Origin of the sequence: Pseudovibrio sp. WM33, assembly GCF_001623165.1 — a bacterium.
In the GTDB taxonomy this organism is placed as follows: Bacteria; Pseudomonadota; Alphaproteobacteria; order Rhizobiales; family Stappiaceae; genus Pseudovibrio.
Genome location: NZ_LMCK01000086.1, coordinates 71,060 through 94,647 on the forward strand (window position 1 = coordinate 71,060; position 23,588 = coordinate 94,647).

At 51.5% G+C, this 23,588-nt stretch carries 23 protein-coding genes; 10 read left to right on the top strand and 13 right to left on the bottom strand.

Annotated elements, in window-relative coordinates:
- Positions 1–19: 19 nt before the first annotated feature.
- The 4 genes from PsWM33_RS14805 to PsWM33_RS14820 form a co-directional block, all read right to left on the bottom strand.
- Positions 20–787 (bottom strand): FkbM family methyltransferase, encoded by a 768-nt coding sequence (locus PsWM33_RS14805; protein ID WP_063300738.1) that lies wholly within the window; start codon positions 785–787, stop codon positions 20–22.
- Between the two features lie 33 nt (positions 788–820).
- The gene (locus PsWM33_RS14810) at positions 821–1,939 is read right to left on the bottom strand and encodes a glycosyltransferase family 2 protein (protein WP_208994571.1); all 1,119 of its coding nucleotides are present in this window, start codon (positions 1,937–1,939) and stop codon (positions 821–823) included.
- Between the two features lie 115 nt (positions 1,940–2,054).
- Positions 2,055–2,507, bottom strand: a complete 453-nt coding sequence (locus PsWM33_RS14815) for a YtoQ family protein (protein WP_063300740.1) — start codon at positions 2,505–2,507, stop codon at positions 2,055–2,057.
- Positions 2,508–2,548: 41 nt separating this feature from the next.
- On the bottom strand, positions 2,549–3,181 hold the full coding sequence (locus PsWM33_RS14820) for a DUF2799 domain-containing protein (RefSeq protein ID WP_063300782.1): 633 nt from the start codon (positions 3,179–3,181) through the stop codon (positions 2,549–2,551).
- Positions 3,182–3,384: 203 nt separating this feature from the next.
- Between PsWM33_RS14820 and PsWM33_RS14825 the strand changes: the two genes are divergently transcribed.
- Positions 3,385–3,801, top strand: a complete 417-nt coding sequence (locus PsWM33_RS14825; protein ID WP_063300741.1) for a GFA family protein — start codon at positions 3,385–3,387, stop codon at positions 3,799–3,801.
- A 72-nt stretch (positions 3,802–3,873) separates the two neighbouring features.
- Positions 3,874–4,287: a GFA family protein gene (locus tag PsWM33_RS14830; protein ID WP_063300742.1), complete on the top strand. Its 414-nt coding sequence runs from the start codon at positions 3,874–3,876 to the stop codon at positions 4,285–4,287.
- A gap of 67 nt (positions 4,288–4,354) precedes the next feature.
- Here the strand turns inward: PsWM33_RS14830 and PsWM33_RS14835 are convergent, their stop codons facing one another.
- From PsWM33_RS14835 to PsWM33_RS14845, 3 genes are read right to left on the bottom strand one after another with little or no spacing between them, the layout of a single operon-like run.
- Entirely contained in the window at positions 4,355–5,218 is an 864-nt protein-coding gene (locus PsWM33_RS14835; RefSeq protein WP_063300743.1) for an SDR family oxidoreductase, read from the bottom strand.
- Between the two features lie 21 nt (positions 5,219–5,239).
- The gene (locus PsWM33_RS14840; protein WP_063291332.1) at positions 5,240–6,076 is read right to left on the bottom strand and encodes a TrmH family RNA methyltransferase; all 837 of its coding nucleotides are present in this window, start codon (positions 6,074–6,076) and stop codon (positions 5,240–5,242) included.
- A gap of 4 nt (positions 6,077–6,080) precedes the next feature.
- Positions 6,081–7,286, bottom strand: a complete 1,206-nt coding sequence (locus PsWM33_RS14845; protein WP_446737453.1) for a class I SAM-dependent methyltransferase — start codon at positions 7,284–7,286, stop codon at positions 6,081–6,083.
- 356 nt (positions 7,287–7,642) lie between these two features.
- On the opposite strand from PsWM33_RS14845, the gene PsWM33_RS14850 reads away from it, so the two are divergent.
- The 5 genes from PsWM33_RS14850 to PsWM33_RS14870 all read left to right on the top strand — a co-directional run bounded on the left by PsWM33_RS14850 (position 7,643) and on the right by PsWM33_RS14870 (position 12,839).
- Positions 7,643–8,344, top strand: a complete 702-nt coding sequence (locus tag PsWM33_RS14850; protein ID WP_057464200.1) for an SRPBCC family protein — start codon at positions 7,643–7,645, stop codon at positions 8,342–8,344.
- Between the two features lie 193 nt (positions 8,345–8,537).
- Positions 8,538–9,026 carry a (2Fe-2S)-binding protein gene (locus tag PsWM33_RS14855; protein WP_063300744.1) on the top strand — a complete coding sequence of 163 codons (489 nt, stop codon included), beginning with the start codon at positions 8,538–8,540 and terminating at the stop codon, positions 9,024–9,026.
- Positions 9,027–9,134: 108 nt separating this feature from the next.
- Positions 9,135–11,498, top strand: coding sequence for a xanthine dehydrogenase family protein molybdopterin-binding subunit (locus tag PsWM33_RS14860; RefSeq protein WP_063300745.1), 2,364 nt, complete (start codon positions 9,135–9,137; stop codon positions 11,496–11,498).
- A gap of 3 nt (positions 11,499–11,501) precedes the next feature.
- Positions 11,502–11,999: a hypothetical protein gene (locus PsWM33_RS14865; protein WP_063300746.1), complete on the top strand. Its 498-nt coding sequence runs from the start codon at positions 11,502–11,504 to the stop codon at positions 11,997–11,999.
- A gap of 42 nt (positions 12,000–12,041) precedes the next feature.
- Positions 12,042–12,839 (top strand): FAD binding domain-containing protein, encoded by a 798-nt coding sequence (locus PsWM33_RS14870; protein WP_063300747.1) that lies wholly within the window; start codon positions 12,042–12,044, stop codon positions 12,837–12,839.
- Positions 12,840–12,884: 45 nt separating this feature from the next.
- Here the strand turns inward: PsWM33_RS14870 and PsWM33_RS14875 are convergent, their stop codons facing one another.
- Complete coding sequence (locus PsWM33_RS14875) at positions 12,885–14,870, bottom strand: methyl-accepting chemotaxis protein (protein ID WP_063300748.1); 1,986 nt, start codon at positions 14,868–14,870, stop codon at positions 12,885–12,887.
- A 225-nt stretch (positions 14,871–15,095) separates the two neighbouring features.
- Positions 15,096–15,857 (bottom strand): SDR family NAD(P)-dependent oxidoreductase, encoded by a 762-nt coding sequence (locus PsWM33_RS14880; RefSeq protein ID WP_057464195.1) that lies wholly within the window; start codon positions 15,855–15,857, stop codon positions 15,096–15,098.
- A gap of 117 nt (positions 15,858–15,974) precedes the next feature.
- On the opposite strand from PsWM33_RS14880, the gene PsWM33_RS14885 reads away from it, so the two are divergent.
- A complete protein-coding gene (locus PsWM33_RS14885) occupies positions 15,975–16,184 on the top strand; it encodes a (2Fe-2S)-binding protein (protein ID WP_057464194.1) in 210 nt (69 codons plus the stop codon).
- A 54-nt stretch (positions 16,185–16,238) separates the two neighbouring features.
- Positions 16,239–16,724 carry a bacterioferritin gene (gene bfr, locus PsWM33_RS14890; RefSeq protein WP_054784322.1) on the top strand — a complete coding sequence of 162 codons (486 nt, stop codon included), beginning with the start codon at positions 16,239–16,241 and terminating at the stop codon, positions 16,722–16,724.
- Positions 16,725–16,777: 53 nt separating this feature from the next.
- Here bfr and hrpB read toward each other — a convergent pair whose 3' ends face one another.
- From hrpB to PsWM33_RS14910, 4 genes are all read right to left on the bottom strand, one after another.
- Positions 16,778–19,231 carry an ATP-dependent helicase HrpB gene (gene hrpB, locus PsWM33_RS14895; protein ID WP_063300749.1) on the bottom strand — a complete coding sequence of 818 codons (2,454 nt, stop codon included), beginning with the start codon at positions 19,229–19,231 and terminating at the stop codon, positions 16,778–16,780.
- Positions 19,232–19,330: 99 nt separating this feature from the next.
- Positions 19,331–20,374, bottom strand: a complete 1,044-nt coding sequence (gene glk, locus PsWM33_RS14900; RefSeq protein ID WP_063300750.1) for a glucokinase — start codon at positions 20,372–20,374, stop codon at positions 19,331–19,333.
- A 14-nt stretch (positions 20,375–20,388) separates the two neighbouring features.
- Complete coding sequence (locus PsWM33_RS14905; protein WP_063300751.1) at positions 20,389–20,817, bottom strand: methylglyoxal synthase; 429 nt, start codon at positions 20,815–20,817, stop codon at positions 20,389–20,391.
- Positions 20,818–21,078: 261 nt separating this feature from the next.
- A complete protein-coding gene (locus tag PsWM33_RS14910; RefSeq protein ID WP_208860247.1) occupies positions 21,079–21,903 on the bottom strand; it encodes a DUF1194 domain-containing protein in 825 nt (274 codons plus the stop codon).
- 728 nt (positions 21,904–22,631) lie between these two features.
- Between PsWM33_RS14910 and PsWM33_RS14915 the strand changes: the two genes are divergently transcribed.
- Positions 22,632–23,564 (top strand): sugar-binding transcriptional regulator, encoded by a 933-nt coding sequence (locus PsWM33_RS14915; RefSeq protein ID WP_244272480.1) that lies wholly within the window; start codon positions 22,632–22,634, stop codon positions 23,562–23,564.
- Positions 23,565–23,588 lie beyond the last annotated feature (24 nt).

Consider the following 23,588-nt stretch of genomic DNA (forward strand, 5'->3'; position numbering starts at 1 on the left):
GTATTTTGAGTAGTATTCGTTACTGGGATAATACTTCTTGCGTTTCAAGAGCATGGCTGAGTTGCGTGCTCATCACATGATCAGGGTCAGATGTTTTTTGAAGGACGACGCATTTGTTTTGGCACTGATCGACCCGCAAGGCGAACCCTTTTTCGATCACTGCTTTAATACACTCAGTGACAGCGTCAAATCCGTTGAGTTTGGGATGAAATTCAATAACTAACATGCGGATATTTGCCATATTCAAGGCTGGCAACAGACCAATCTCAGCTCCTTCAATATCCATCATCAAAAAACTGGGATTAAACTCCCTGATCAATCGATTGACATCGACTGTCTTCTGAAGAATTTCCCGACTTTCTTTTCGTTCAAGGACGGATGAACCAGTGATGCGCTCTCCAACATAAAACGTAGATTGAGCATTATCTTCCAAGTCTGCGATCCCGCTTACAATCGAGGGGGAGATATCGTTTAAGTAATGGTTGTTCTCAATAACTGGAATGAGGTTTGGGTTGGCTTCTATGCACATCACGTTCTCGGAACCGCAAATCATAGAAGCTGTTGCTGACAGAAAACCAATACAGGCGCCTAGCTCCAGCACACGATCTTCAGGTTTCAGCAGCTGTGTTAGAAGATTGTGTTCTTCACTTTCATAGGTGCCACGTACAATTTGCTCTTTAACGAACAGGTCAATTTCAGGTTGGGAAACATCCAGTTTGATGCCACGTAGCGTTTTATAGCGCCTACGCATTTTCAAGTGGTGTTCGAGGCCTTTAAGAAAATGCATTACGACACTCCATTAACTAGTAATTGGAACAAACTAAGCAACTACGGTTTCCAGAAGAGATGCGTCTTTCGCAGGGGAAAGTTGTTTTAGATATCTATGTAATGAAAGAGAACAGTAAGCCTGTTGAGAGGTATACACATCACTTACGTTTGTGAACTTCATCGACCCTTCGTACATAGGTGATTGGTGAAGAATCTTCTCCATTCCTATGTAGTAAGCTTTGTATTCTTCACCGTTGGCGTGATAGGCCTGCCGGGTTATTTCCTCTTCAACGCGGAACTTGAAATCTTGAAAAAACTTAAAATGCAGCATTGCACCCCAATCTTCAGCAAGGTTGGTTCTTATATCAACCTCGTGAGTGCCCCATAATTCAGAATAGGTAGGGTTCCATCTGATGAGCGGGACTTTGGTAAGTTGTGGGCATTGCTTTTTCAGAAATCGCTTAAGTCGTCTTTCCAGATAATTTCGAAAAGGGAGCTTCTGGTGAATCTTTGCAGGTGCAAGATACAGATTCCGTAGTTGACCAAGTGGAGCAACTTCTTTCCTTTTGGGAGGGATCCCGAAAAGGCGGCCTCTGATACCCCCACGAATTTCAAAACTTGGGCCTTTGCCTTCCGATGAAACAGGAACGGCCCAGGTTGATGTCGTATCGAAATATGGGCATGTTTGAAGAAATGGGTCGCCTTGCCTGTAATCAACATCAACTAGCGGTTTGTCAGAGTACATGTCGATAAGCGGAGCAATGACACCTTCCACACCAACACTATCCCAATAAACAGTCAGATCAGTCAACTTGGTTTCTGGCCAGCCTGGATAAACGAACTGTTCGTCGGTATCAGCCAAAATGGTCCATCTGTTTGTGCAGTATTCATTGAGAATGGCGAGTAGCCAGTTTCGTTTGAACTGCTTATAAAGCTTGCTCGTGTGAAATCTGGTCACGTCTGGCTGTGCTTCCAGATAAGTCGCTGTATCATCGGTGGATGCGTTGTCGACGACGAAAATGTGGCTTGCCCCGATGCTCCGATAATGCTCGAGAAAGAACGGTAGTCTCAACATTTCATTACGCGCGCGGGTAATGACGATGATCCCATCTTCTGGCAAATTGATTTCTGGAAACTCGTCAAAATCAAAAATGTCACGAACGCTTGTCAACGCACAAATCCCATTCTTAGAGCCCAAAAAACAAAAGCCCCACACTCATCCCTCATAGTGAGGTGAGAGTGTAGGGCCGTGGTGAAACAGCGTCTTCCCTTGAATTGGGAGGGGCTTACAGCTCGCCGCGGATCACGTAACGAAGCAGATCAACCACCTGGTCAGGGTCTTCAGCAACAGCAAGGGCTGCTGCATCCACTTCCTTCAGTGGGTGCGTCAGAGCAGGTTCGTGCAACACGATGATGCTCTTGCCCAATGCTGAGGCGAACCCTGCATCGAATGCTGCATTCCATTGCCAGTATTTGTCGCCAAAGCGAACCACAACGATATCGGCCTCAGAGAGCAGCGTGCGAGTGCGCATTGCATTCACCTTCGCACTCTTGTGATCTCGCCAGAAGTTGTTTTCTTCCGGACCTAGAATTTCGACACCGCAATCATCACTGGCTTCGTGATTGGTAACAGCACTGTCAAAATGAACAGGTAGGCCTGCATCAGCCGCACCATGTTCAATACGCTCTCTCCAATCACTGTGGATTTCACCTGAAAGATAAACACGCCACGTTTTCATCGGCTCGCCTTCCCCTAAGAATCTGCATTTGCCTACAAATTTTAAGAGGGGTTGTAGCTCGGTTCAAGGTCAAGCAGCTTATTGGTGACTTCTTTTCGGACACGATCGCGCTGGCGTTCGCGCGAGAATAACCGATTTTGTGCAAGCAGCAGGTCTGCACGAGCCAGATACGAGTCTGTACGGGCGGAATCTGCAGCTTTCCGGCAGGCCTTGCCTTCCTTGCCAGACTTGCAATCCTCACCACGTGCCTCTTCTTCAAGCCGGTCAATGCGGCGTTGAATTTCCCAGACAGCTTCCTGAGCTTCACTGGCAGACTCGTTTGCCGAATAAAGCTGGTTGCCTAGAGAGTAGCCGACTTTGAAGCTCTCTTCTGTGGCGATTGGGCATACACCACGATAGCTCTTGCCCTCGCGGCCCTGCTCAAAGCCAGAAATTGGCGTGCAATAGCTTTGCAGGCCAATCGTTCGCCCAGCCATATAAGCTCCCACATCCGGCGTGACACCGTACTTGCCGCAAGCTTTAGTATGTTCATTCAGCTTGTCAGAGGTATAACCAGCGCGCCCATCAACAACGCCAATGCCTTGCCAGTCGCCGACCTTGCAATCTTCCTCAGAAAGGGAGGCGCAACCGCTAAGTGCCAGCCCCAACCCCACAACAGTAAACAGTACCCGCATCCCCAACATGCCTTCCCTGAAGTCCAATCACCTTGTAGTGCCCCGCACATCTGATTGGACAAAAATTGAATCTATGAAATCCAGATACGAGACTTAACCTGAACGCTTGCTGAATACAAATGTTCGCTATATGTTCTCTTTAAGGAATCGCATAGCCCTCGATTCGAGAGGCCATCTTATTTCAGTAGGTATTGGAAAATCAGATGACGAAGACCATTGAATTTAAAGGGCGCTGCCTATGTGGCGCGGTCGCTTTTGAAGGTGAAGCGCCAAATGAACCAGTCAGCAGCTGCCATTGCAAGCAATGCCGTCAGTGGGGCAGCGGCCCGTTTGAGGCATTCAGCTTGCCGCTGGCAGATCTGAAGTTCATCTCTGGCGAAGATGCCGTCAAATACTATGAATCCTCCGAGTTTGCCCGCCGCGGCTTCTGTTCAAAATGCGGATCAAACCTGTTTTGGCATGCAGACCGCCATCCTCAATGGAAAGACCGAATTGCGATTGCCGTGGGTACGTTGGAGCAGCCAACAGGCCTCACAGCAGGCAATCATATCTTCTGTGCCACAAAGGGTGACTACTATGAGATCGAAGATGGTCGCCCTCAATATGCCTACGAAGATTGATGAGGAAATTGATCTTATCCCAAACCGTGGCCCTCGGCTAAGGTTACCCAACAAGCTCTAAGGGAGAGAGAGATGACTGACTTGCGGATTTATAAAGCGAAATGCCTTTGTGGCGAAGTCTCATTCAAGGCTGAAGCGCCCCAAAAAGATATTGGTTTATGCCATTGCACAATGTGCCGTCGTTGGAACAGTGGACCGTTCCATGCAATCGCGATTCCGTTTGATGCTTTGAAGGTTGAGAGCGGAGAAGAGAACATCTCATATTACCGCTCCTCTGATTACGCGAAGCGCGCATTTTGCAACAACTGCGGCAGCAGCCTGTTTTATCACGGAGACAAAATCCCCGAGATTGCTCATGAAGTTTACTTCAGCGCTGGGCTTCTGGAAGAAACGACAGGCTCGAAACTGGCAGGTCACATCTTCTGCGCCAGCAAAGGCGATTACTACGAGATAGAAGGAGACCTGCCTCAACACGAAACAGTATAAAAATCCGCTCTGCGGTCAAAACCGGTGCAAGGTGAGCGGTTGGATCAAGGCGTGTTCTTCACACGCTCTAGCTCCAGCCGTTCTCCCACATATAATCCAACGCTTCCCGATAGTTCGGGAATTTGAATTTATACCCCAAAGCGCCTTTCAGCTTTGCATTGCTCGCGCGTTTCACTTCGCCGTAAAACGAAATCGCCATAGGTGAAAGATCAGCATCTTCAAAGGCGATTGCTGGCGGTGGCTCTACGCCCATCAGACGAGCAGCATATTCCACCACATCTTCTGGCGGACACGGCGCATCATCACACACGTTGAAAATACCGGAGGCGTTGTCTTCAAACGCATGCTGGACAGCTCCAGCAATATCACTCACGTGAATACGGTTAAAGACCTGACCTTCTTTGATAATCCGGCGGGCTTTGCCTTTGTCCAGATTGCAAAGTGCATTCTGGCCACGGCCATAAATGCCGGCAAGGCGCAAAATGCTGACTGAAATGCTGGTCTCTTCTGAGAATGCAAGCCACTCGTGCTCTGCTTCCAGACGCTGCTTGGAGCGTTTGGAGGTTGGATTGCACTCCGCTGTTTCTGTCACCCAACGACCTCCGTGGTCGCCATATACCCCGATGGTAGAGAGATAGCAGATCGCCGTTGGCTTTGCTTTCGCAACTGCGTCACGCGCAGCATTCAGCAGAGGATCACCATCGTCCGTTGGCGCGGCAGAAACCAGAATATGAGTGGCGGTGGCAATAGCCTCCAACAGCTCATCGCTTGCTGTTTGTCCGTCAAAGAGGATCGGCTGAACCCCTTTGGACTGCAGTTCCTCCATTTTCTCAGGAGAGCGGGTCGTTCCGCCAATCCAGGAAAACTCGGTCCCGTACATTTTCACAAAGTGGCGAGCTGAATATCCAGCTCCCAAAATCAACAAGCGCATTCCAAGCCCCCCGGCTTACGTTTACAGCTTCAGATAGTTCCTGCGCACTTCATAAAGCATCACAGCCGTTGCAACAGCCAGGTTCATTGAATCAGCCTGCCCCGCCTGCGGAATTTTCACCAGATCAGAGCAGGTATCAGCCAGTTTATCACTCAGGCCAGCCTGCTCATTGCCCATCAACAAAATGACAGGTTCTTTATAATCTACAGCACGATAGTCCTTTGTGCCCCGCAAATGGGTGCCAACCACAGGTCCGGACCAGCTCTTGCGGAATTCAACGAACTCATCAGCAGTACAGCGCACAAGTGGCATATGGAACAGAGAGCCCATTGTCGCACGTACAGTCTCAACAGCAAATGGATCAGTTGTTTCGTCAATCAGAATAACACCAGTCGCACCAACCGCATCGCCGGTGCGGATAATGGTTCCCAGATTACCGGGATCGCGGACACGATCGAGCGCGATCCACGTCGTGGCACTTTTCGGGTCAATGTCACTCAGCTTCATAGTTTGCTGTTCATAAACACCAACCACCATCTGCGGGTTGTCACGGCGGGTGATCGCACCAAGCACAGCCGTGTTCACCTCAAGAATGAGGGCGCCACGGGCTTTTGCTTTCGCAGCCGCTTCTAGCGCAATCTTGTTCTCACGAGCTTCAGGACCAAGCGCTAGATAACGCACACCCCAGCCTGCTTCCAATGCGTCGGTTGCCAGTTTCAGGCCTTCAGCAACGAACAATCCGGACTGTTTGCGATTCTTGCGCTGAGCAACAAGGCCTTTAATTTCCTTCACAATCGGATTGGAATGTGAGGTGATCTGCTTTACTGCACCGGCACGGTGATTATCTCTGGTTTCCATCGAGTTATGCTCCCTCAGCCTTATTGTTTTCAGGTGCGCTCCACCGGCTGAATAGGGAGGTTGAGAGCAATCGTGGTCCATCAAGTTCGCGAATAGCCAGCTCACCGGATTCAATCGTGCCCGGCAGGCCATCAAGGCATTCACGCATCAACTCATGAGAAGACAGGAAACTGGCGCGGATGGCGTAGCTGGACATCAGCAGGAACTGCGCATTGGGCGAGAGCAGCTTTCGCACGCACGCCAACATGTGCGGTACGCTCTCAAAGAAGTCCCAGACCTCTCCATTCGGCCCGCGACCATATTTCGGCGGGTCAAGGATAATGCCGTCATAGGTGTTTTCGCGGCGCACTTCCCGCTCCACAAACTTCATGGCGTCATCACAGATCCAGCGAATTGGCTTGTCTTCAAGGCCGGATAATTCCTGGTTCTCACGTGCCCAGACAATGGCCTTTTTAGATGCATCAACATGAGTGACTTGCGCGCCAAGAGCAGCAGGCAGCAGCGAAGCCATTCCTGTGTATCCAAACAGGTTGAGAACTTTGAGCGGACGATCTGCTTTTTTGATCTGCTCGCCAACCCAGTCCCAGTGCGCAGCCTGTTCAGGAAACACGCCCACATGGCGAAAAGACATGAACTGGCCATTGAAGGTGGCAGGGCCGTATTTCATCTGCCAGATCTCATCAACCTGATTGGCAAACTTCCAGCGACCAGGGCCTTCTTCTTCAACGTCGCCGGTAAAGATAGCGTCTGCGCTTTTCCATTCGCTTTCTGGCAGACGAGGGGCCCCCATAGCCTGCGCTTCAGGGCGGATCAGCTTATAGCGACCATAGCGCTCAAGCTTTTGTCCGTGTCCCATATCCAGCAGGGCATAATCGTCCCAGCCGTTCATTTCCACCATCACAGGCAAAACGCTGGCAGGGGTGGTGAAGCGGGCAGATGTTGGCTTATGTTCGCGTACAATGGGCTCAACAACCGTGGTGGCTGGAGCGCTGCGCGTTTGGTCTCGCCGGATCGGGCGCGTTGCTGCTGCGCTATCTTTCTTGCCACCACGAGTGTCGCGGGGATTGCGCGCCTCTCTCTGGTCCCGATTATCTCGGGTATCGCGTTTGGCAGAAAAACCACGCTTCGGACCGTTGTCCTTCCGTGCTCCGCCTTTTTTGGATTGCGCATTGCGGGTTCGTGGAGCGCCGCCTTTGGGTGATTTGCTCAAGGATGTTGCCTTTGATTTTCTGCGCACAAACGCGAGACAAAGCCTCACGCTGAATTCGTTTATTTAATGAAAAGGCATTAAGGCGATGCGGGCCTCGGGTCAACGCTTTAGCGCAAAACAAGCTCTTTACCGTTAAGTGAGTATCCACAGCGTGGGAACACCAGCATAATGCAGGACGTATAAAACGTCGTTGTGTTCTGAAAAGAAGTTTTGAGCATCCATGACAATTTTAACACGAGAGGTACTTGTCTTTTCCCTCGATTTAAGTCCACTCTACATGATGTAAAATGCAAAAGTGACCTTAAGGCGTGGAGCCTACCTAAAGGAAGCACTGAAAAGAACGAGGGGGCCAATCCATGGAAATGTCTGGAGAGCAGCAAATACCTGCGAGTCAGGAAAAGGTTTGGGAAGCTCTCAACGATCCTGAATTGCTGAAAAAGTGTATTCCCGGTTGCGATAGTCTGGAAAAAACCTCCGACACTGAGATGTCTGCCACGGTCACAGCAAAAGTGGGACCGGTCAAAGCCAAATTCAAAGGAGAAGTAACCCTCTCTGATCTGAACCCGCCAAACTCCTACAAAATTTCCGGAGAAGGCAAAGGCGGTGTTGCTGGTTTTGCGAAGGGCTCGGCAGATGTAACCCTGTCAGAGAGTGGGGATGGCACTCTTCTGAGTTATGAGGTTAATGCAAAGGTCGGCGGTAAACTTGCTCAATTGGGAAACCGGTTGATCGATTCAACTGCCAAGAAGATGGCTGAGGAGTTCTTCTCGAATCTGAACAGAGAACTCGGTGGAACTCCGGTAGCAGGCAAGGACGAGCCGCTAGAAGCTGTTGAGTTGGATCAGGGTCTGATCGAGGAAGCCAAGTCTATCGCAAACGAGCACGCCATCGAAGGATCAGTTGAAGCCATGGCCGATGCTGAACATGCGTTGGAAGATGCAGTCAAAGACGTTGAGGAGAAGGTAGAAGTTGCGGCGGGCAAGGGATTCTTAGGTGGTCCGCTAGGTTGGGGCCTTATGGCTCTGGTTGTTTTGATTGCTCTTTATTGGTTACTTTGAAACTAGGAATTTGGCGGTCGGAGATTGCAAGGCGCGTAGAGGGTGCTTTGTAAGCTAACGGCCCCGCCGAATAACAAGGCCAATGGCCTAAATTACAACCAACTGCCTTGATAGGATGGGAGATCCTGACCAAGGCTGTTGGCTTCATAGTCTGCGGACGCGAAATTGCAGGCTTTTTTGAGGGAGGAAAACCATGGCGACTGTCTCTATGACGGTGAATGGAAAGCAGATTTCTGGTGAGGTCGAAGACCGCACCCTTTTGTCTACATTTCTGCGCGAAAATCAGGGATTGACCGGAACACACATCGGCTGTGACACCTCACAGTGTGGTGCATGTCTCGTGCACATGGACGGTAAGGCGGTGAAGTCCTGCAGTATGCTTGCTGTTCAGGCAACTGGGTCTGCTGTCACCACAATTGAAGGCGTTTCCCAAAATGGCCAGCTGCACATCATGCAGAAAGCCTTCAAGGAAAACCACGGTCTTCAGTGCGGTTTCTGCACCCCTGGCATGATCATGTCCGCAATCGATATGATTGATCGCCTAGGTACAGATCTCGACGAGAAAACAATTCGCCATGAGCTGGAAGGCAACATTTGTCGCTGCACCGGCTACCACAACATCGTCAAGGCAATCAAAGCCGCAGCTGACGAAATGGCCGAAGTTCTCGAAGCCGCAGAATAATTCGGAAATTCAACTGATCATTGATCCAGCTGCACCTTATTTCAGGTGCGTTGCACTGCTGGAGCCTATGAACAGTTGCTGAAGTCAACCTTCCGGGAGGGGATGGAAATGACAGCAGAAGGAATCGGCGCACGAGTGCTGCGCAAAGAAGACAAAAGATTTATTACCGGAAATGGCCGCTACACGGATGACATGACCATGCAACGCATGGGCCACGCTGCTTTCGTCCGCTCAACACACGCTCATGCACGCATCAAGTCCATCAACACAGATGACGCGATGAAAATGCCGGGTGTTGATGCGGTTTTAAACGGACATCAGCTGGTCGCGGACGGTATCGGCAACATCATTTGCGGATGGATGATCCATTCCAAAGATGGTTCTCCAATGAACATGGGCGCGTACCGTGCTTTGGAGTCGGAAACAGTCCGTTATGTCGGTCAGGCCATCGCAGTTGTTGTTGCTGATACTCAGCAGCAGGCACGTGATGCAGCAGAAGCTGTTGTGGTGGAATATGAAGACTTGCCAGCTGTCGTTGACAGTCTTGACGCTCTGAAAGACGGCGCACCACAGCTCCATCCAGAAGCCGCTGGCAACCTCATCTACGATTGGGAGATCGGCGAGGAAGCTCCAACGGATGAAGCGTTTGCAAACGCAGCACACATCACCCGGATGGACATCGACAACAACCGTCTTGTTCCAAATCCGATGGAACCACGCTCTGCTCTGGCGCATTTTGACCCGTCAGAAGAGCACTACACGCTTTACACCACCTCTCAGAACCCGCATGTGGCACGCTTGGTACTCTCTGCGTTCTACAACGTGGCACCTGAGAACAAGTTGCGCGTAGTTGCGCCGGATGTTGGCGGTGGCTTCGGCTCTAAGATCTTCATTTATCCCGAAGAGATTGCTTGTCTTTGGGCAACAAAACGCGTTGGCCGTCCAGTCAAGTGGACCTCCGACCGCACAGAAGCCTTCCTGACAGATGCGCATGGTCGTGATCACCACAGCACCGCAGAGCTGGCTCTGGATGCGAACAACAAAATCACCGGGTTCCGTGTGAAGACAGTCGCCAACCTTGGCGCTTACATGTCTTTGTTTTCATCTTCTGTACCAACCTATCTGTACGCGACGTTGCTGTCGGGCCAGTACAACATTCCAAACATCTACGCGAATGTGAAAGCGGTCTACACCAACACCACTCCGGTGGATGCATATCGCGGTGCTGGGCGTCCAGAAGCCACCTATGTGGTTGAGCGCATGATGGAAACGGCTGCAAAAGAAGTTGGCATGGCGCCAGCTGAATTCCGCCGCATCAACTTTGTGCGCGAGTTCCCGCATCAAACACCAGTGATCATGGCTTATGATGCCGGTGATTACGAAGCCTCTCTTGATGCAGCCATGAAGGCCATCGATTATGATGGGTTTGCTCAGCGTCGCACTCAATCCGAAGCGGCTGGCAAGCTCCGTGGTATCGGTATGTCTTGCTACATTGAGGCATGTGGTATCGCACCATCTCAGGCTGTCGGTTCACTCGGCGCAGGTGTAGGTCTTTGGGAATCTGCTGAGGTTCGTGTGAATGCCGTTGGAACCATTGAGGTTCTGACCGGGTCGCACAGCCATGGCCAGGGTCACGAAACCACATTCGCTCAGTTGGTCTCTGACCGGCTTGGCCTGCCAACGGAGAGCATCTCCATCGTCCATGGTGATACCGACAAAGTGCAAATGGGCATGGGCACATATGGCTCCCGCTCTGGTGCCGTTGGTATGTCTGCAATTGCTAAGGCACTCGACAAAGTCGAAGCCAAGGCGAAGAAGATCGCAGCGCACCTGATGGAAGCGTCCGAAGGGGACATCGAAATCGAGAACGGTGAGTTGAAAGTCACCGGAACCGATAAGAAACTCACCTTCACCGAAGTTTCTCTGGCAGCTTACACAGCCCACAACCTGCCGGAAGGCATGGAACCCGGCTTGAAGGAAGGTGCCTTCTACGATCCAACTAACTTCACGTTCCCTGCAGGGTGTTACATCTGCGAGGTCGAAGTTGATCCGGATACGGGCGTTGTCTCCATCGAGAACTTTGTCGCAGCTGATGACTTCGGCACCATCATCAATCCGATGATTGTGGAAGGTCAGGTGCACGGTGGTTTGGTGCAAGGCATCGGGCAGGCCATGCTGGAAAATACCCAGTATGATGAAGACGGTCAGCTGCTTACAGCGTCCTACATGGATTACACCATGCCGCGTGCGGATGATGTGCCGTCCTTCACGCTGGAAACCACAGTCACTGAATGCCCGGGCAATCCGCTCGGCATGAAGGGCTGCGGTGAGGCTGGCGCGATCGGGTCTCCACCTGCTGTCATCAATGCTGTAACGGACGCCCTTGGCATTCGTGACATGAATATGCCTGCCTCGCCAAACCGCGTCTGGCAGCTCATTCAGGACAACGGCATGAAGGAGGCCGCGGAGTAGTCAATGGCACAGGCTGGCGCTAAATCGACATTGGATCACAAGTTCATCGCCATCGAACTCAATCAGCGTGCATGGGCTCTCTTGGAAAATGAGAGCCGCTCGCCCGAGGAAAATGACGAGATGCTTCATGTCGCTCACGCTAGCCTTTGGCACTGGCTTCAGGCCGGAACGAAAGTCCATCAGCAACGTGGCTTGTGGCTCGTGGGTCGTGTCCATGTTCTGCTTGGAAACCGTGAAGCAGCAATGCGTTACGCCCGGCAGACCGTGGACCTGACAGAGGTTCACCAAGAGGATATGGCAGACTTTGACCACGCTTATGCCTCTGAACTTCTGGCACGCGCCACATTGCTGGCAGGGGAAGAAGGCGAAGCCTCAGTTCTGTTTGAAAGAGCTGCACGGCTTGGCCAACTGATCCACGGTGAGCAAAATCGCAAGATTTTCTTTTCTGATCTGGAAGCTATTCCGTACCTGAAAACTGAATTATCCGAACTAAACTCATAGCAACTCTGCCAAAGACCCCTTTAGGGGGATGGGAGGCTAAAAATGTACGAGACCAAATATCATCGCGCATCAACAGTGTCAGATGCAGCGAAAATGCTGAAAAATGCTGATGACGGTAAACTGCTTTCTGGTGGTCAGACCTTGATCCCAACCATGAAGCAACGTCTGGCAGCACCAAGTGATCTGATTGACCTGCGCCACATCGGAGAAATCTCCGGTATTGTGAAGCAGGCTGATGGCTCAATCCGCATCGGGGCTGCAACTTGTCATGCAGATGTGGCAGGCAGCGCGGATATCAAAGCCGCCCTTCCAGGGCTGGCTGATCTGGCAGGCACGATCGGTGATCCGCATGTCCGTCACATGGGCACCATTGGTGGCTCTGTCGCCAACAATGACCCTGCAGCAGATTATCCGGCAGCTCTGTTGGCTCTTGGGGCAACCATCGAGACCAACAAGCGTGAGTTCTTTGCGCAGGACTTCTTCACTGGCATGTTCGAAACGGCGCTGGATGAAGATGAGATCGTGACTGCGGTTGTCTTCCCGGTCGCATCGAACACTGCATACGCGAAGTTCCCTAATCCTGCCTCGCGTTATGCAATGGCTGGCGTCTTTGTAGCAAAGACTGGAGCGGGTGCACGTGTGGCTGTGACAGGTGCCGGTCAGGATGGTGTTTTCCGTATGCCTGACATGGAAAAAGCTCTGGATGGCAACTGGTCTGCCGATGCTGTCGCAGGCATGGCACCATCTGCTGACAACATGCTCTCAGACCTTCATGGCACCGCTGCCTACCGCGCCAATCTGGTGACGGTCATGGCAAAACGCGCTGTCGCGGCATCTTAAAGACCTGAAAGGAGATGGTAATTCATCATCTCCTTTCAATCCTCTTTATGTTGCAACTTTGACTAGAAAATGATCAATTTCAACTTTTAGCTGTTCGCTTTGGTCGCTCACGTTTTGGGTTGCGGCTTGCACTGCATCAGCATTTTCTGAGGTTTTTAGAGAAGAACTTGCGACAGCATCTACACGGAATGACATCTGCTTAGCCCCTTTAGCAGCGGCAGCTACGTTCTGATTGATTTTGTTGGTTGTTTCCAGCTGAGCTGACACACTGTTTGCTAGTTCATTGGTAAGCCAGTCCATAGAGGCAATGCTCTCCCTGATCTGATTGATAGCGGTGGATGCGGTCTCGGAACTACTCTGAATTTCCCGAACTACCTTTTGAATATCTTCGGTAGCCGCGCTGGTCTGATTCGCGAGGTCTTTCACTTCAGAGGCAACTACAGCAAAACCCTTACCCGCGTCGCCTGCGCGGGCAGCTTCAATCGTGGCATTAAGAGCGAGAAGGTTTGTGCGGCTGGCAATTTCCTGAATGAGATCCATCACATCGCTAATTTTATGAGAGGCTTCGAGCAGGGAATTTATCATCCGAGTAGAATGCTCTGCTGATCTACTGGTCTGACTCATAGTTGTAGCGGTTGTTGAAATCCGTTCTTGAAAATCCTGCGTACTGATGGCCAGTTGTTCCAAGGATTCCGCAATGGCAGAGACCTCATGAGTGGTTTGCTTCAACGTTTTATTGGCAGCTTTAGCGCCTTCTGATGTAGTTGCTGCAAGTACTGTCAGGTCTTGAGAAGCGAGGCCCAGTGTACCTGCGCTATCCGCAATGCTTTGAGTAAGGCCATAGGAGTTCATGCGAAAAGTCCCGATCCATTCGGTCAGTTGAGTTGTTCTGGTTGATGCGGATTTGGCTTGTTGTGCTTGCTCGCTTTCAAGTCTGCTTCTCTCAGTTGTGTTGCGATCAAAAATCGCTAGTGCGTCGTATAAGTTGGCGATTTCGGGGACACGGCTCGGCTTGGATGGGAAGCGGATCTCTTCTTTCTCAGCGAGGCTGTACACATCTGAAACAGCTTTCCGCAATGGTTTTACAACCCGCCAAGAAAGAATAAGGGCGACCAGCAAGCCGGCAAGAACTGCAGTTATGCCTGCAACAATAGTTCCCCAGAATAAGAAAGCGCTGGATTGCTCTATGTTCTGATTGAGCGTTGCCTGATCACCGTGCAGCTTAGTGAGAATTCTCTCAGAGCTTTGCTCAATAGCGCCTAACAGGGCCTCCACTCGTTGCTCTTCCCGTTGGAGACCGGTGTATGCACCAAAAAAACCCATCATATTTTGGAGGAGCAAATCCCTGTCTCGACTCGCAAACTTCAGAATAGCTCGCTCGCGGCGTGGCAGAACCTTAAGAAGCGGTTTAGCTTGACTAAATGCCTTGCCCAGAGCTGCTATATGTGTCTCAAATTGTGTGCGGTTTGCTTCATTTGGCAGCAAGGTGAATTGCAACGCAGATGAAAGGGTGCTTTGCGTAAGGGGACTAATACGAGTTGCTAGCTTTTTGGCATTCGGACTCAATCCTTCAAGCTGCCGAAGCAGGTTGCCGCTCGAGTTTGCAAGGGCCACGCTGTCCGAGCTGATTGCATTTCGTGTCCCATGGAGAGAACGCCGTGCTGCGAGCAAGGCGGTTACATTCTCTTCGAATTTCTCAGTAGAGGAGGAGAGAGTGTGGGACAGATTACTTTCACCCACGTTGTTGAGCCAACTTTGAGTGTGTGCGATTGTAGCGTTGAGCTGAATGGAAACAGGTTGGATGAGGGCTTCATCATCGCTTACATACTCGGGCGCTTCCATAGCTTTTATGCGATGAGAGGTTTCGGAAACATTTTGCAACAATAGGTTAGCCAGAGTGACGCCGTCTTCCTGTACTCTGATAGAGGCAATTGCCTCCTGAATGCGATAGGTTTGCAGTACAGTGATGCAGGAAGCGCAGGCACTAATGGAAACAATAAAATAGAGACTGAAATTGATGCGTCCGCTCATCGACCTCGAAGATTTTACGAGGGCGGAGAGAAATAGTTTCATGTATCTAAGCATGTATACGGTCGCTTATTCATCTAAAGATGTAAGTTCAATAAAAAATGTTTCTAACAGATTTGTGATGGTCCAATGATTACGAGGTATTGGGTCGGGCTGTCTTGTTGATATGTCTATAAAATAGCAAAGGGCGCTTAATGCGCCCCTTTCACGTTTCACATAAGAACGCGTTTATACGTGCTGACCGCCGTTGATATGTATTTCCGCACCTGTCACGTAAGAAGATGGAGCAGAGCACAGGAAGTAGATGGTGTCTGCCACTTCTGTGGTGCTGCCCAAACGGCGCATCGGAATGGTCTCGACGATTTTCTCGGTACCAGGTGAGAGAATCGAAGTATCGATCTCGCCCGGAGCAATCGCATTCACACGAACGCCGTGCGGCCCAAAGTCAGCAGCCATTTCGCGCGTTAGGGAAGCAAGAGCTGCCTTGGAAGTGGCATAAGCTGTTCCCGCAAACGGATGCACACGGCTCCCAGCGATGGACGTGACGTTCACGACAGAGCCTCTCGCAGCCCTCAGCTCATCAAACAAACCGCGAGCCAGCATAATTGGCGCGAAGAAGTTCACCTGAAACACATCTCGCCATGTTTGCATTGGGGTTGTCAGGGAATCGAGGCGTTGGCCTTCCTCGTCTTTCGGGCTGATACCCGCATTGTTGACGAGGGCATGAAGCATGGAGCCGTTGTCTTTCAGACGCTCTTTGATCTGGAGAACGGCGTTTTCCAGATTACCTGCATCACCCAAGTCCACTTCAATGTGGTCCTCCGGCCCGGATGGCCAAGGGCATTTGTCAGAAAATGGTTGTCTGGAACAGCTAATGACCCGATAACCCGCTGAAGAAAATTTCTTTACGGTTGCGTGGCCGATTCCACGGCTTGCGCCCGTTAAGACGATTGTCTTGCGGAGATCCTTCGTCGTTTGGTTGGTGTTCATAGGGGCTTTGCTCGTGATAGGACTGCAGGAAACTGGAGTATTATTCTCTAGTTTTAAAAGATCTACTGTTTATATAATGCTTTGCAAGCGAAATTGGGAGCCCGAAAGCAACCAACAATGATCATTTGTCACTGCAACGTCATTAATGACAAGGAAATAAAACAAGCTGCACGTGAGCTTTGCGAGAATCCTGAGGGGGGTGTCCCCACTCCGGGCGCGGTATTTCGTCATCTTGGGTACAGGCCAAAATGTGGTGGTTGCTTTAAAAGCATCATCGAAGTTGTATACGCTGAGGCTGAACAAGTTAAAGATGACTCTGGACAGTAACTTGGAATTATTCTAAAAAAGGTCAATACCTCAATTTGTCAAGGAGAGAGTGACATGAAGGGTGAACCTAAAGTACTGGAATATCTCAACAAGGCTCTACGCCACGAGCTGACCGCAGTAAATCAATACTGGCTGCACTACCGTCTCCTTGAAGACTGGGGCTTCACAAAGCTTGCAAAAAAAGAACGTGAAGAATCCATTGAGGAAATGGAACACGCCGATAAGCTGATCGAGCGTATCATTTTCCTCGAAGGTCACCCGAATCTGCAGACACTCGATCCGCTGCGCATCGGTCAGGACCTCAAGGAATGCCTTGAATGCGATCTGGCAGGTGAATACTCCGCTCGTGCACTTTACAAAGAAGCACGCGAAGTTTGCCGCGACGAAGGTGATTACGTCACCATGAAGCTTTTTGAAGATCTGATGGCAGACGAAGAAGGTCACATCGACTTCCTCGAAACCCAGCTGGAACTTCTTGAGAAGATCGGCGTCGAGCGCTATGGCCTGCTGCAGGCAACTCCTGCAAACGAAGGCGAATAAGCTTTTCACCTATGAGTTTTAGAAGGCCGGAGAGCGTTATGCTCTTCGGTTTTTTATTTGCGCGGTTTCACCCGGCGCGTGGCTTCCGCATCCAGCGGATTGTCCGGCCACGGGTGTTTTGGGTACTGCCCCTTCATATCAGCCTTTACATCTGCCCAGGATCCTTGCCAGAACCCAGGTAGGTCCTTGGTGATTTGGATGGGCCGCTGAGCAGGGGAGAGCAGTTGCAACACCAACTGAACTCTTCCACCGCAAATGCTTGGATGATCCGCAAGACCAAACAGTTCCTGTACGCGAACGGAAAGCATCGGCCCTTGCTCGCCATCATAATCAACCGGAATGCGCGATCCGGTGGGCACGACAAAGTGTGAGGGGGCAAGAGTTTCAAGTTCCGAACTCAACTCCCACGGAACCAGCGTTGCAAGCGCGTCCCCCAACGTGCCCGCACTCACTTGAGACAGCGCAGTCTTCCCAGCTAGGAACGGACGCAGCCACTCAAAGTCTGTACTCAGAGCCTTGTCACTCAGATCCGGCCATTCCTTACCTGCCGTCTCGCGCAGATAAGTTACGCGTCCGCGATAGCGTAACTGATCCTTGCTCCATGGCAGACGGGCCGCGCCTTTGCGCGCAATCTGTTCCAGCAATGCGTCGATGATCGCTTCAGGATCAGGATCAGAGATTTTCTTCTCGTTCAGCACCAATTTGCCTAGGACCCGCTGCCGGACCGCCTTGATGGCGCCATCTGGCATCAGCTGCACCTGCTCCTTCTCACGGAGGTGAGAGGCAAAGCGGGCTTCGAGTTCACTGAAGGAAAGTGGCGCAGCCAGCAAGATACGTGCGCGTGCGGCTGTTCCTGTGACTTCGGCAACACTCAGGAACTTCTCGGCATACAGCGCTTCGCTCTCTTCCAGCTGCGCACCGCGGCCATTGGCAAGGCGAAAACTTCCTCTTGCACCCCGTTGCTGCGCGATGCGGTCAGGATAGGCAAGGCTCAGGATATCACCAGCGTCTTCAAAGTTAGCACGCTCAGAAGATCGCCCGCCAACAAGCTTCACCCAGCGCTTTGCCTGTGCCCTTGCTTCTTTTCCTCGTGGGCTTTGATCCTGCATCAAACGGCGCAAACGATCTCGCAGATCAGTTGATCTGCCACCCAACCCATGTTCGCCAATAATCACGGCAATCAGTGATGCCAGCTCCGCCTGTCCTTCTTGAGAGGCTTGCACCAGCATATGCCCAAGACGCGGGTGCAACGGTAGTCCAGCAAGATCACGCCCAGCTTTGGTCAGGCCACCATCCGCATCCAGAGCATCCAGCTCCTCCAGCAGCTCTTTAGCCTCAGACCAGGCCGCAGCAGGTGGCGGTGTCATGAACTTCAGTTGAGCGGGATCAGTAACACCCCAATTGGCAACATCAAGCACCAGTCCAGAAAGGTCACTCTCCAAAATCTCAGGCTTTTCAGCCGCAGGCAGTGCCTTTGTCTGTGCTTCTTCCCAGAGCCGATAACAAATGCCCGATTCCACGCGGCCAGCACGCCCTTTACGCTGTTCCGCTGTCGCACGAGAAACCTTCACGGTTTCAAGGCGTGTCAAACCCGTTTGCGGATCATAACGCGGTACGCGGGAAAGACCCGCATCAATCACAATGCGGACCCCCTCAATAGTCAGGGATGTCTGTGCAATGGCTGTGGTCAGCACCACTTTTCGCTGACCGGGCTTGGCAGGACGAACAGCCAGATCCTGCGCCTTACTATCCAAAGCGCCATAAAGAGGGGCAATACTCACATCGGCGGCAACGCGTCCTTCCAGCAAAGATTGCGTGCGCTTGATCTCACCCTGACCCGGCAAAAACACGAGCACAGAGCCTGTCTCTTCAGCCAATGCTGAACGAATAGCCCGCGCCACCTGGTCTTCCAGCCTTCCTCGAGGATCGCGGCCAATGTAGCGCGTCTCAACTGGATACTGGCGGCCTTCACTCTTCAGGATTGGTGCATCATCTAAAAGCTTGGAAACTTCAGCTGCATCCAGTGTTGCAGACATCGGCACAATGCGCAGGTCGTCGCGCAAAGCTTCCTGAACATCCAAAGCAAACGCCAGACCAAGATCTCCGTCCATGGAGCGTTCATGGTATTCATCAAAAAGAACCGCAGCCACACCGAAAAGCTCAGGGTCATCAAGGATCATGCGGGTGAAGACGCCTTCAGTCACCACCTCAATGCGGGTTTTGCCCGAAACCTTGCTGTCCATGCGCACGCGGTAGCCAACCGTCTCGCCAACGCTCTCACCCAGCGTATGCGCCATACGTCGCGCAGCAGCACGCGCTGCAAGGCGCCGAGGCTCCAACACAATGATCTTGCCATCGTCTCGCCATGGAGCATCCAGCAGGGCGAGCGGCACACGGGTCGTCTTACCCGCACCCGGCTCGGCAACAAGAACCGCATTGGTGTTTTGCTCAAGAGCAGAAAGCAAGTCCGGTAGGATTGCTTCGATTGGCAAAGAGGAAGACGTCATGGGCTCCGCAAAATGTAGGCGTCAAAAAAGAGGAAGCAGCTCCACAGACCTTAATCTATGCAAAGCTGCTTCCAGTCAAATTGGAATTTGGGCTCAGTGCTATTCCGAGGTTGTGGTGTCCTTGCGGTGCCAGCTGCGGCCAGTCAGGTCTACCAGATAATCATCAGGTGCACGGGTATAAGCCGCAAGGCCTTCAAGGGCGGGGCTCTTATGTGTGATGATGTAAGTCGGAATAGACTTCATGATGCTTTCATGCGGCGCTTTGGCCTCAAAAGCGGCGCGGAACTCACCACCATGCAGCCAATGCGAGATCTTCGGCGGAATGCCGCCTGCCAGATACACACCGCCACGTGCGAGATTGGTGATCGCGAAATCCCCCGCAACACGGCCAAGCGCAGCAGAGAACAATCGCAGCACTTTCTGCGCAACCTCATCACCATCATCTGCCGCTAAAGGCACATCCGACGGCTTCTCATAGGTACGATGCACCCCATCAGCCTGCAGCACAGCCTTGGCAAGGCGCACAAGGCCGGCACCGCAGACAACCTGCTCAGCACCAACACGCCCGCCAATGCGCTCGATATATGGCCAGATGCGGTATTCTTCCTCACTCAGCGGGCCAAGCTCCACATGACCACCCTCACCAGGAACGGGAATCCATTTTCCGCAGGAGCGGATCATTGCACCTGCACCAAGGCCGGTGCCCGGTCCAACAACAAACTTGGTTGCGTTCTGATCAGCCACGCCGCCGCCCACCTGATCCAGATCGACTGGGGATAGGGATGGCAAGGCAAGGGCCTGTGCCTCAAAGTCGTTGAGAAGAACCACCTGTTCCAGACCAAGCTCTTTGATGAGAGCGGGAGGCTCAATCACCCAGCTTGCATTGGTCAGAGCGATCCGGTCGCTGGAAACGGGAGCAGCAACAGCCAGCACCGCAGACCGCGGCGCAGCGTAGCCTTGTTCCAGAACTCCGGCACGAATGGCATCCTGAATGGTTGCATGCGCCTTCGTTCCTTCCTGACCACAAAGCTTGGTTGGCTCATCAGGGCCTTCGATCAATGCAAAGCGAGCATTCGTGCCGCCGATGTCAGCGACAAGGACCGGGTAGGGTAGGTTTCTTGTAAGCGGAGCAGAGTGCAGCATTTATAAGTGTGACTTTATTGTTGGCTGGAAATTTCTGGTGTCTGCGAGGAAGTGGAAAGTCCCGCTAAGCGTGCAGAGCGCAAAATGATGTCTGCTGTACTGCGGTTCAACGCCATTGGAATATCGTAGACCAGCGCCAGACGCATCAATGCTTTCACATCCACATCATGCGGCATTGGGGAGAGGGGGTCGACAAAGAAGAACAGGCCATCCAAGGCGCGGTCAGCAATCATTGCGCCAATCTGCTGGTCACCACCAAGCGGGCCGCTTTTCATGCGTTCTACATCCAGAGATGGACATGCCTCCTGAATACGGCCACCCGTTGTCCCCGTCGCAAAAAGCTTGTAGTTGACGAGTTTGCTTTCGTGCAATTTGGCAAACGCGACCATTTCGTCTTTTTTGGCATCGTGGGCGATAAGGGCGAGAGTTCTACGCTCGGTCATTTAGGCTCCGTCAACACGTCGCTGGAGCGCATCCCTGAAAGGTGGTTCCGTTTTTCGGAGAGGGACACGCAGAAACAAAAACTTAGAGCTTGCCTGAAACTGTGCGCGGCATGCTCTAAGTCTCTTGGGATTACTTATCCTTTAGCGCGTCTTGACAGGCTTTGAAAGAGTCAACTTGCGCCGTTTGTGTCTGATATTTGAGCGGCGACAAACGGCAGCAGGTCATACACAGGTTTCCGAAACATTTCGGAGCCAGCAGTATCAGTCGAACAAAGAGCACATGACCATGTCTCTGCGTGACTTGGCGCGGATGAATTTGGGTTTGTCATCGACAAGACCGGCAATCTCCAGCACAAGTTTCATGCGGATGGCATCACTGAAGCCTTCCTTGGAGCGGACCGGGATTGAAAATGCCCCAGGTCCACCAATTACGCAGTCCTCGTAATAATGGTCCAGATGCAGCATGGACTGCCAAGAAATACTCTCTTCCTTCAGCATCAAAGGGAGGCCGTTGACTGTCATACCCTGCGCAATTGCAGCATCACGCGCTTCGGTGACAGCACTGCCCTGATTGTTCGGACCATCGCCGGAGATGTCGATGACCTGACGCATGCCGTTGTATTCGTTTGCGATGACCAGATTGACCGCCTGTGTCAGCGCGGAGGAGATGGAAGTGCGCTGTACCCGGCGCAAGGGGGCCTCGGCAATCTTGCCTGCAAACTTACCCGCAGTTGCCTCGTCCGAAATAATGGTCCAGTCCGCAACAACAAAGTGCTCGTCTTTGCCACCCCACTCCATGTAGGCAACAGCAATGCGACCGATGGGGCCGTATTTGATCGCATCAAGCACCTCGTCAGATGTCAGTGCCGCAACATACCCTTCTCTTTGAATGCGCTGTTCCTCTGGATCCATGCTCTGAGAAATGTCCACGGCCAGAACCAGTTCAAGGTCCACCTCCTTGGACATATCGAAGTTCAAAGATGCATGAGTATTGGAAGTTGCCAGGATGGGGGTAGAAAACAAGAAACCACCAAGTGCGAATGCGCCCGCAATCGCAGTGAGGGGTTTTGTGCACATGGGCCGCATTTTCAGCCTCCTTTTTTGCAAGATTCAGGGTGTCCCGGTCACGGACCTCCCCGCCTCGATTTTTTTATTTTGCTGCAATCGGCACTGAGCTAACGAAAACAGGTTACATCCATAGTATTCCCACGGTCATCCATGAATGTGGAAGACCATTCACTAGCATTGATATATATAGGGTTGTATTAAGCTGGCTCTGTGGAAAATAACTGTTTGATTTGCCAGTAAACGCCATCTGAAGATTTTGCGGCGACAAATGTTGTGCCAGTTAGTGCGTTGAAAATATTTTGTTTATTTTGCAAATATTGAGAGTTGATCAAATGTTACATAAAGTTGATTAATTTCTTCATGATCTCTTTGCAAATTTGACCTGAAACGTGAGTCGTAACCTAAGTAATTTCCGCAAGTACTTGAACTGAAGCTATTTGATTTTATTAGTATGGCAAAAACAGTGGTTTAGTTAGCTAGCAATAAGATTCTGCAAATCGCGCAGTTTATTTCCTTGACCTTCCGTTTCACCTAATGCAAATGTGTGTCTGAAATATTTCTCACGTGGTGAAGAAATATTCTTATCTGATTTGGGGGAGTGCTCAGAAGCTCTGAAACTGAGCATTTCGGTAGGAAAATTGGGAATGGATTCTGGAGGTATTTCCAGAAAGCCATATAGGAATATAAGAGGCTAGACCATGAAGGCAGACGAATGGACCACATCTTTGGCCATTAGGGCCGCTTGGATGTCTTTCATTGGCCGAAGCACTCAGGGAGAGATTGCTGGCCGCCTTGGGGTTTCTCCTGCAAAAGTTCATCGCCTAATAGCACATGCTCAAAAAGAAGGCTTGATAAAATTTCATATCGAAGCCCGGCCTTCTGAATGCGTTGAATTAGAACAATTTCTCTGCAAGCGAATGAATCTGGAAAATTGCTTTATTGCTCCGGATCTTGGCAGCGGTGACGAAACAGACTCTTTCACGGCAGTTTCATCTTTTGCTGGCCAATACCTTCATTCACTTTTTACAACGAATCCACCTAAGCGCATTGGCGTAGGCATGGGGCGCACGCTCCAGTCCACCATCGAGGCAATGCCTCGTGTGCATCTTCCAGAGCTTGAGCTGCTGTCCGTATCCGGCTCGCTCACCCGTCGTCTTTCTGCCAACCCGTATGATGTTGTGCAGCAGCTATGTGCGAAGACGGGCGGTGAAGGTTTCTATCTTCCTGTTCCTTATATTGCTGAAACCAAAGCAGAAAGAGACACCTTTGTGTCTCAGGGCGCTGTACAGGAGCTGCTCGCGAGAGCTAAGGCCGCAGAACTCTTCATCATCGGCATCGGGTCCGTTGAGAAGGAAGGCCACCTTGTACAACGCAAGCTGATTACCTCTGAAGAACGTGAAGAACTGCTGGAAAGCGGCGCTTGTTCTGACGTGATGGGCCGCTTTGTCGACATTGACGGCAACGAAGTGGCCTGTTCTCTAAACGAAAAAGCAGTTGGATTGCACTTTGATGACGTCCGTAAGGCGCATGTTGTCGCGATCGTTGGCGGTTACCGTAAGGCGAAAGCAACACTGGCAGCATTGGCGACCGGCATCATCAAAGATCTGATCATCGATGAGGTTTTGGCCAGAGAACTCGCTGGCCTGCTGAAAGAGAACGAGCTCGAAGCAAAGACGTAAGTTGGGAGTCTGTTCTTCTTAAGG

Excerpts from the sequence above, each read along its gene's own strand:
- PsWM33_RS14805 (WP_063300738.1), bottom strand. The coding sequence starts at position 787 with ATGCATTTTCTTAAAGGCCTCGAACACCACTTGAAAATGCGTAGGCGC.
- PsWM33_RS14815 (WP_063300740.1), bottom strand. The coding sequence starts at position 2,507 with ATGAAAACGTGGCGTGTTTATCTTTCAGGTGAAATCCACAGTGATTGG.
- PsWM33_RS14820 (WP_063300782.1), bottom strand. The coding sequence starts at position 3,181 with ATGCGGGTACTGTTTACTGTTGTGGGGTTGGGGCTGGCACTTAGCGGT.
- PsWM33_RS14825 (WP_063300741.1), top strand. The coding sequence starts at position 3,385 with ATGACGAAGACCATTGAATTTAAAGGGCGCTGCCTATGTGGCGCGGTC.
- PsWM33_RS14830 (WP_063300742.1), top strand. The coding sequence starts at position 3,874 with ATGACTGACTTGCGGATTTATAAAGCGAAATGCCTTTGTGGCGAAGTC.
- PsWM33_RS14835 (WP_063300743.1), bottom strand. The coding sequence starts at position 5,218 with ATGCGCTTGTTGATTTTGGGAGCTGGATATTCAGCTCGCCACTTTGTG.
- PsWM33_RS14840 (WP_063291332.1), bottom strand. The coding sequence starts at position 6,076 with ATGGAAACCAGAGATAATCACCGTGCCGGTGCAGTAAAGCAGATCACC.
- PsWM33_RS14850 (WP_057464200.1), top strand. The coding sequence starts at position 7,643 with ATGGAAATGTCTGGAGAGCAGCAAATACCTGCGAGTCAGGAAAAGGTT.
- PsWM33_RS14855 (WP_063300744.1), top strand. The coding sequence starts at position 8,538 with ATGGCGACTGTCTCTATGACGGTGAATGGAAAGCAGATTTCTGGTGAG.
- PsWM33_RS14860 (WP_063300745.1), top strand. The coding sequence starts at position 9,135 with ATGACAGCAGAAGGAATCGGCGCACGAGTGCTGCGCAAAGAAGACAAA.
- PsWM33_RS14865 (WP_063300746.1), top strand. The coding sequence starts at position 11,502 with ATGGCACAGGCTGGCGCTAAATCGACATTGGATCACAAGTTCATCGCC.
- PsWM33_RS14870 (WP_063300747.1), top strand. The coding sequence starts at position 12,042 with ATGTACGAGACCAAATATCATCGCGCATCAACAGTGTCAGATGCAGCG.
- PsWM33_RS14875 (WP_063300748.1), bottom strand. The coding sequence starts at position 14,870 with ATGAGCGGACGCATCAATTTCAGTCTCTATTTTATTGTTTCCATTAGT.
- PsWM33_RS14880 (WP_057464195.1), bottom strand. The coding sequence starts at position 15,857 with ATGAACACCAACCAAACGACGAAGGATCTCCGCAAGACAATCGTCTTA.
- PsWM33_RS14885 (WP_057464194.1), top strand. The coding sequence starts at position 15,975 with ATGATCATTTGTCACTGCAACGTCATTAATGACAAGGAAATAAAACAA.
- bfr (WP_054784322.1), top strand. The coding sequence starts at position 16,239 with ATGAAGGGTGAACCTAAAGTACTGGAATATCTCAACAAGGCTCTACGC.
- hrpB (WP_063300749.1), bottom strand. The coding sequence starts at position 19,231 with ATGACGTCTTCCTCTTTGCCAATCGAAGCAATCCTACCGGACTTGCTT.
- glk (WP_063300750.1), bottom strand. The coding sequence starts at position 20,374 with ATGCTGCACTCTGCTCCGCTTACAAGAAACCTACCCTACCCGGTCCTT.
- PsWM33_RS14905 (WP_063300751.1), bottom strand. The coding sequence starts at position 20,817 with ATGACCGAGCGTAGAACTCTCGCCCTTATCGCCCACGATGCCAAAAAA.
- PsWM33_RS14910 (WP_208860247.1), bottom strand. The coding sequence starts at position 21,903 with ATGCGGCCCATGTGCACAAAACCCCTCACTGCGATTGCGGGCGCATTC.
- PsWM33_RS14915 (WP_244272480.1), top strand. The coding sequence starts at position 22,632 with ATGTCTTTCATTGGCCGAAGCACTCAGGGAGAGATTGCTGGCCGCCTT.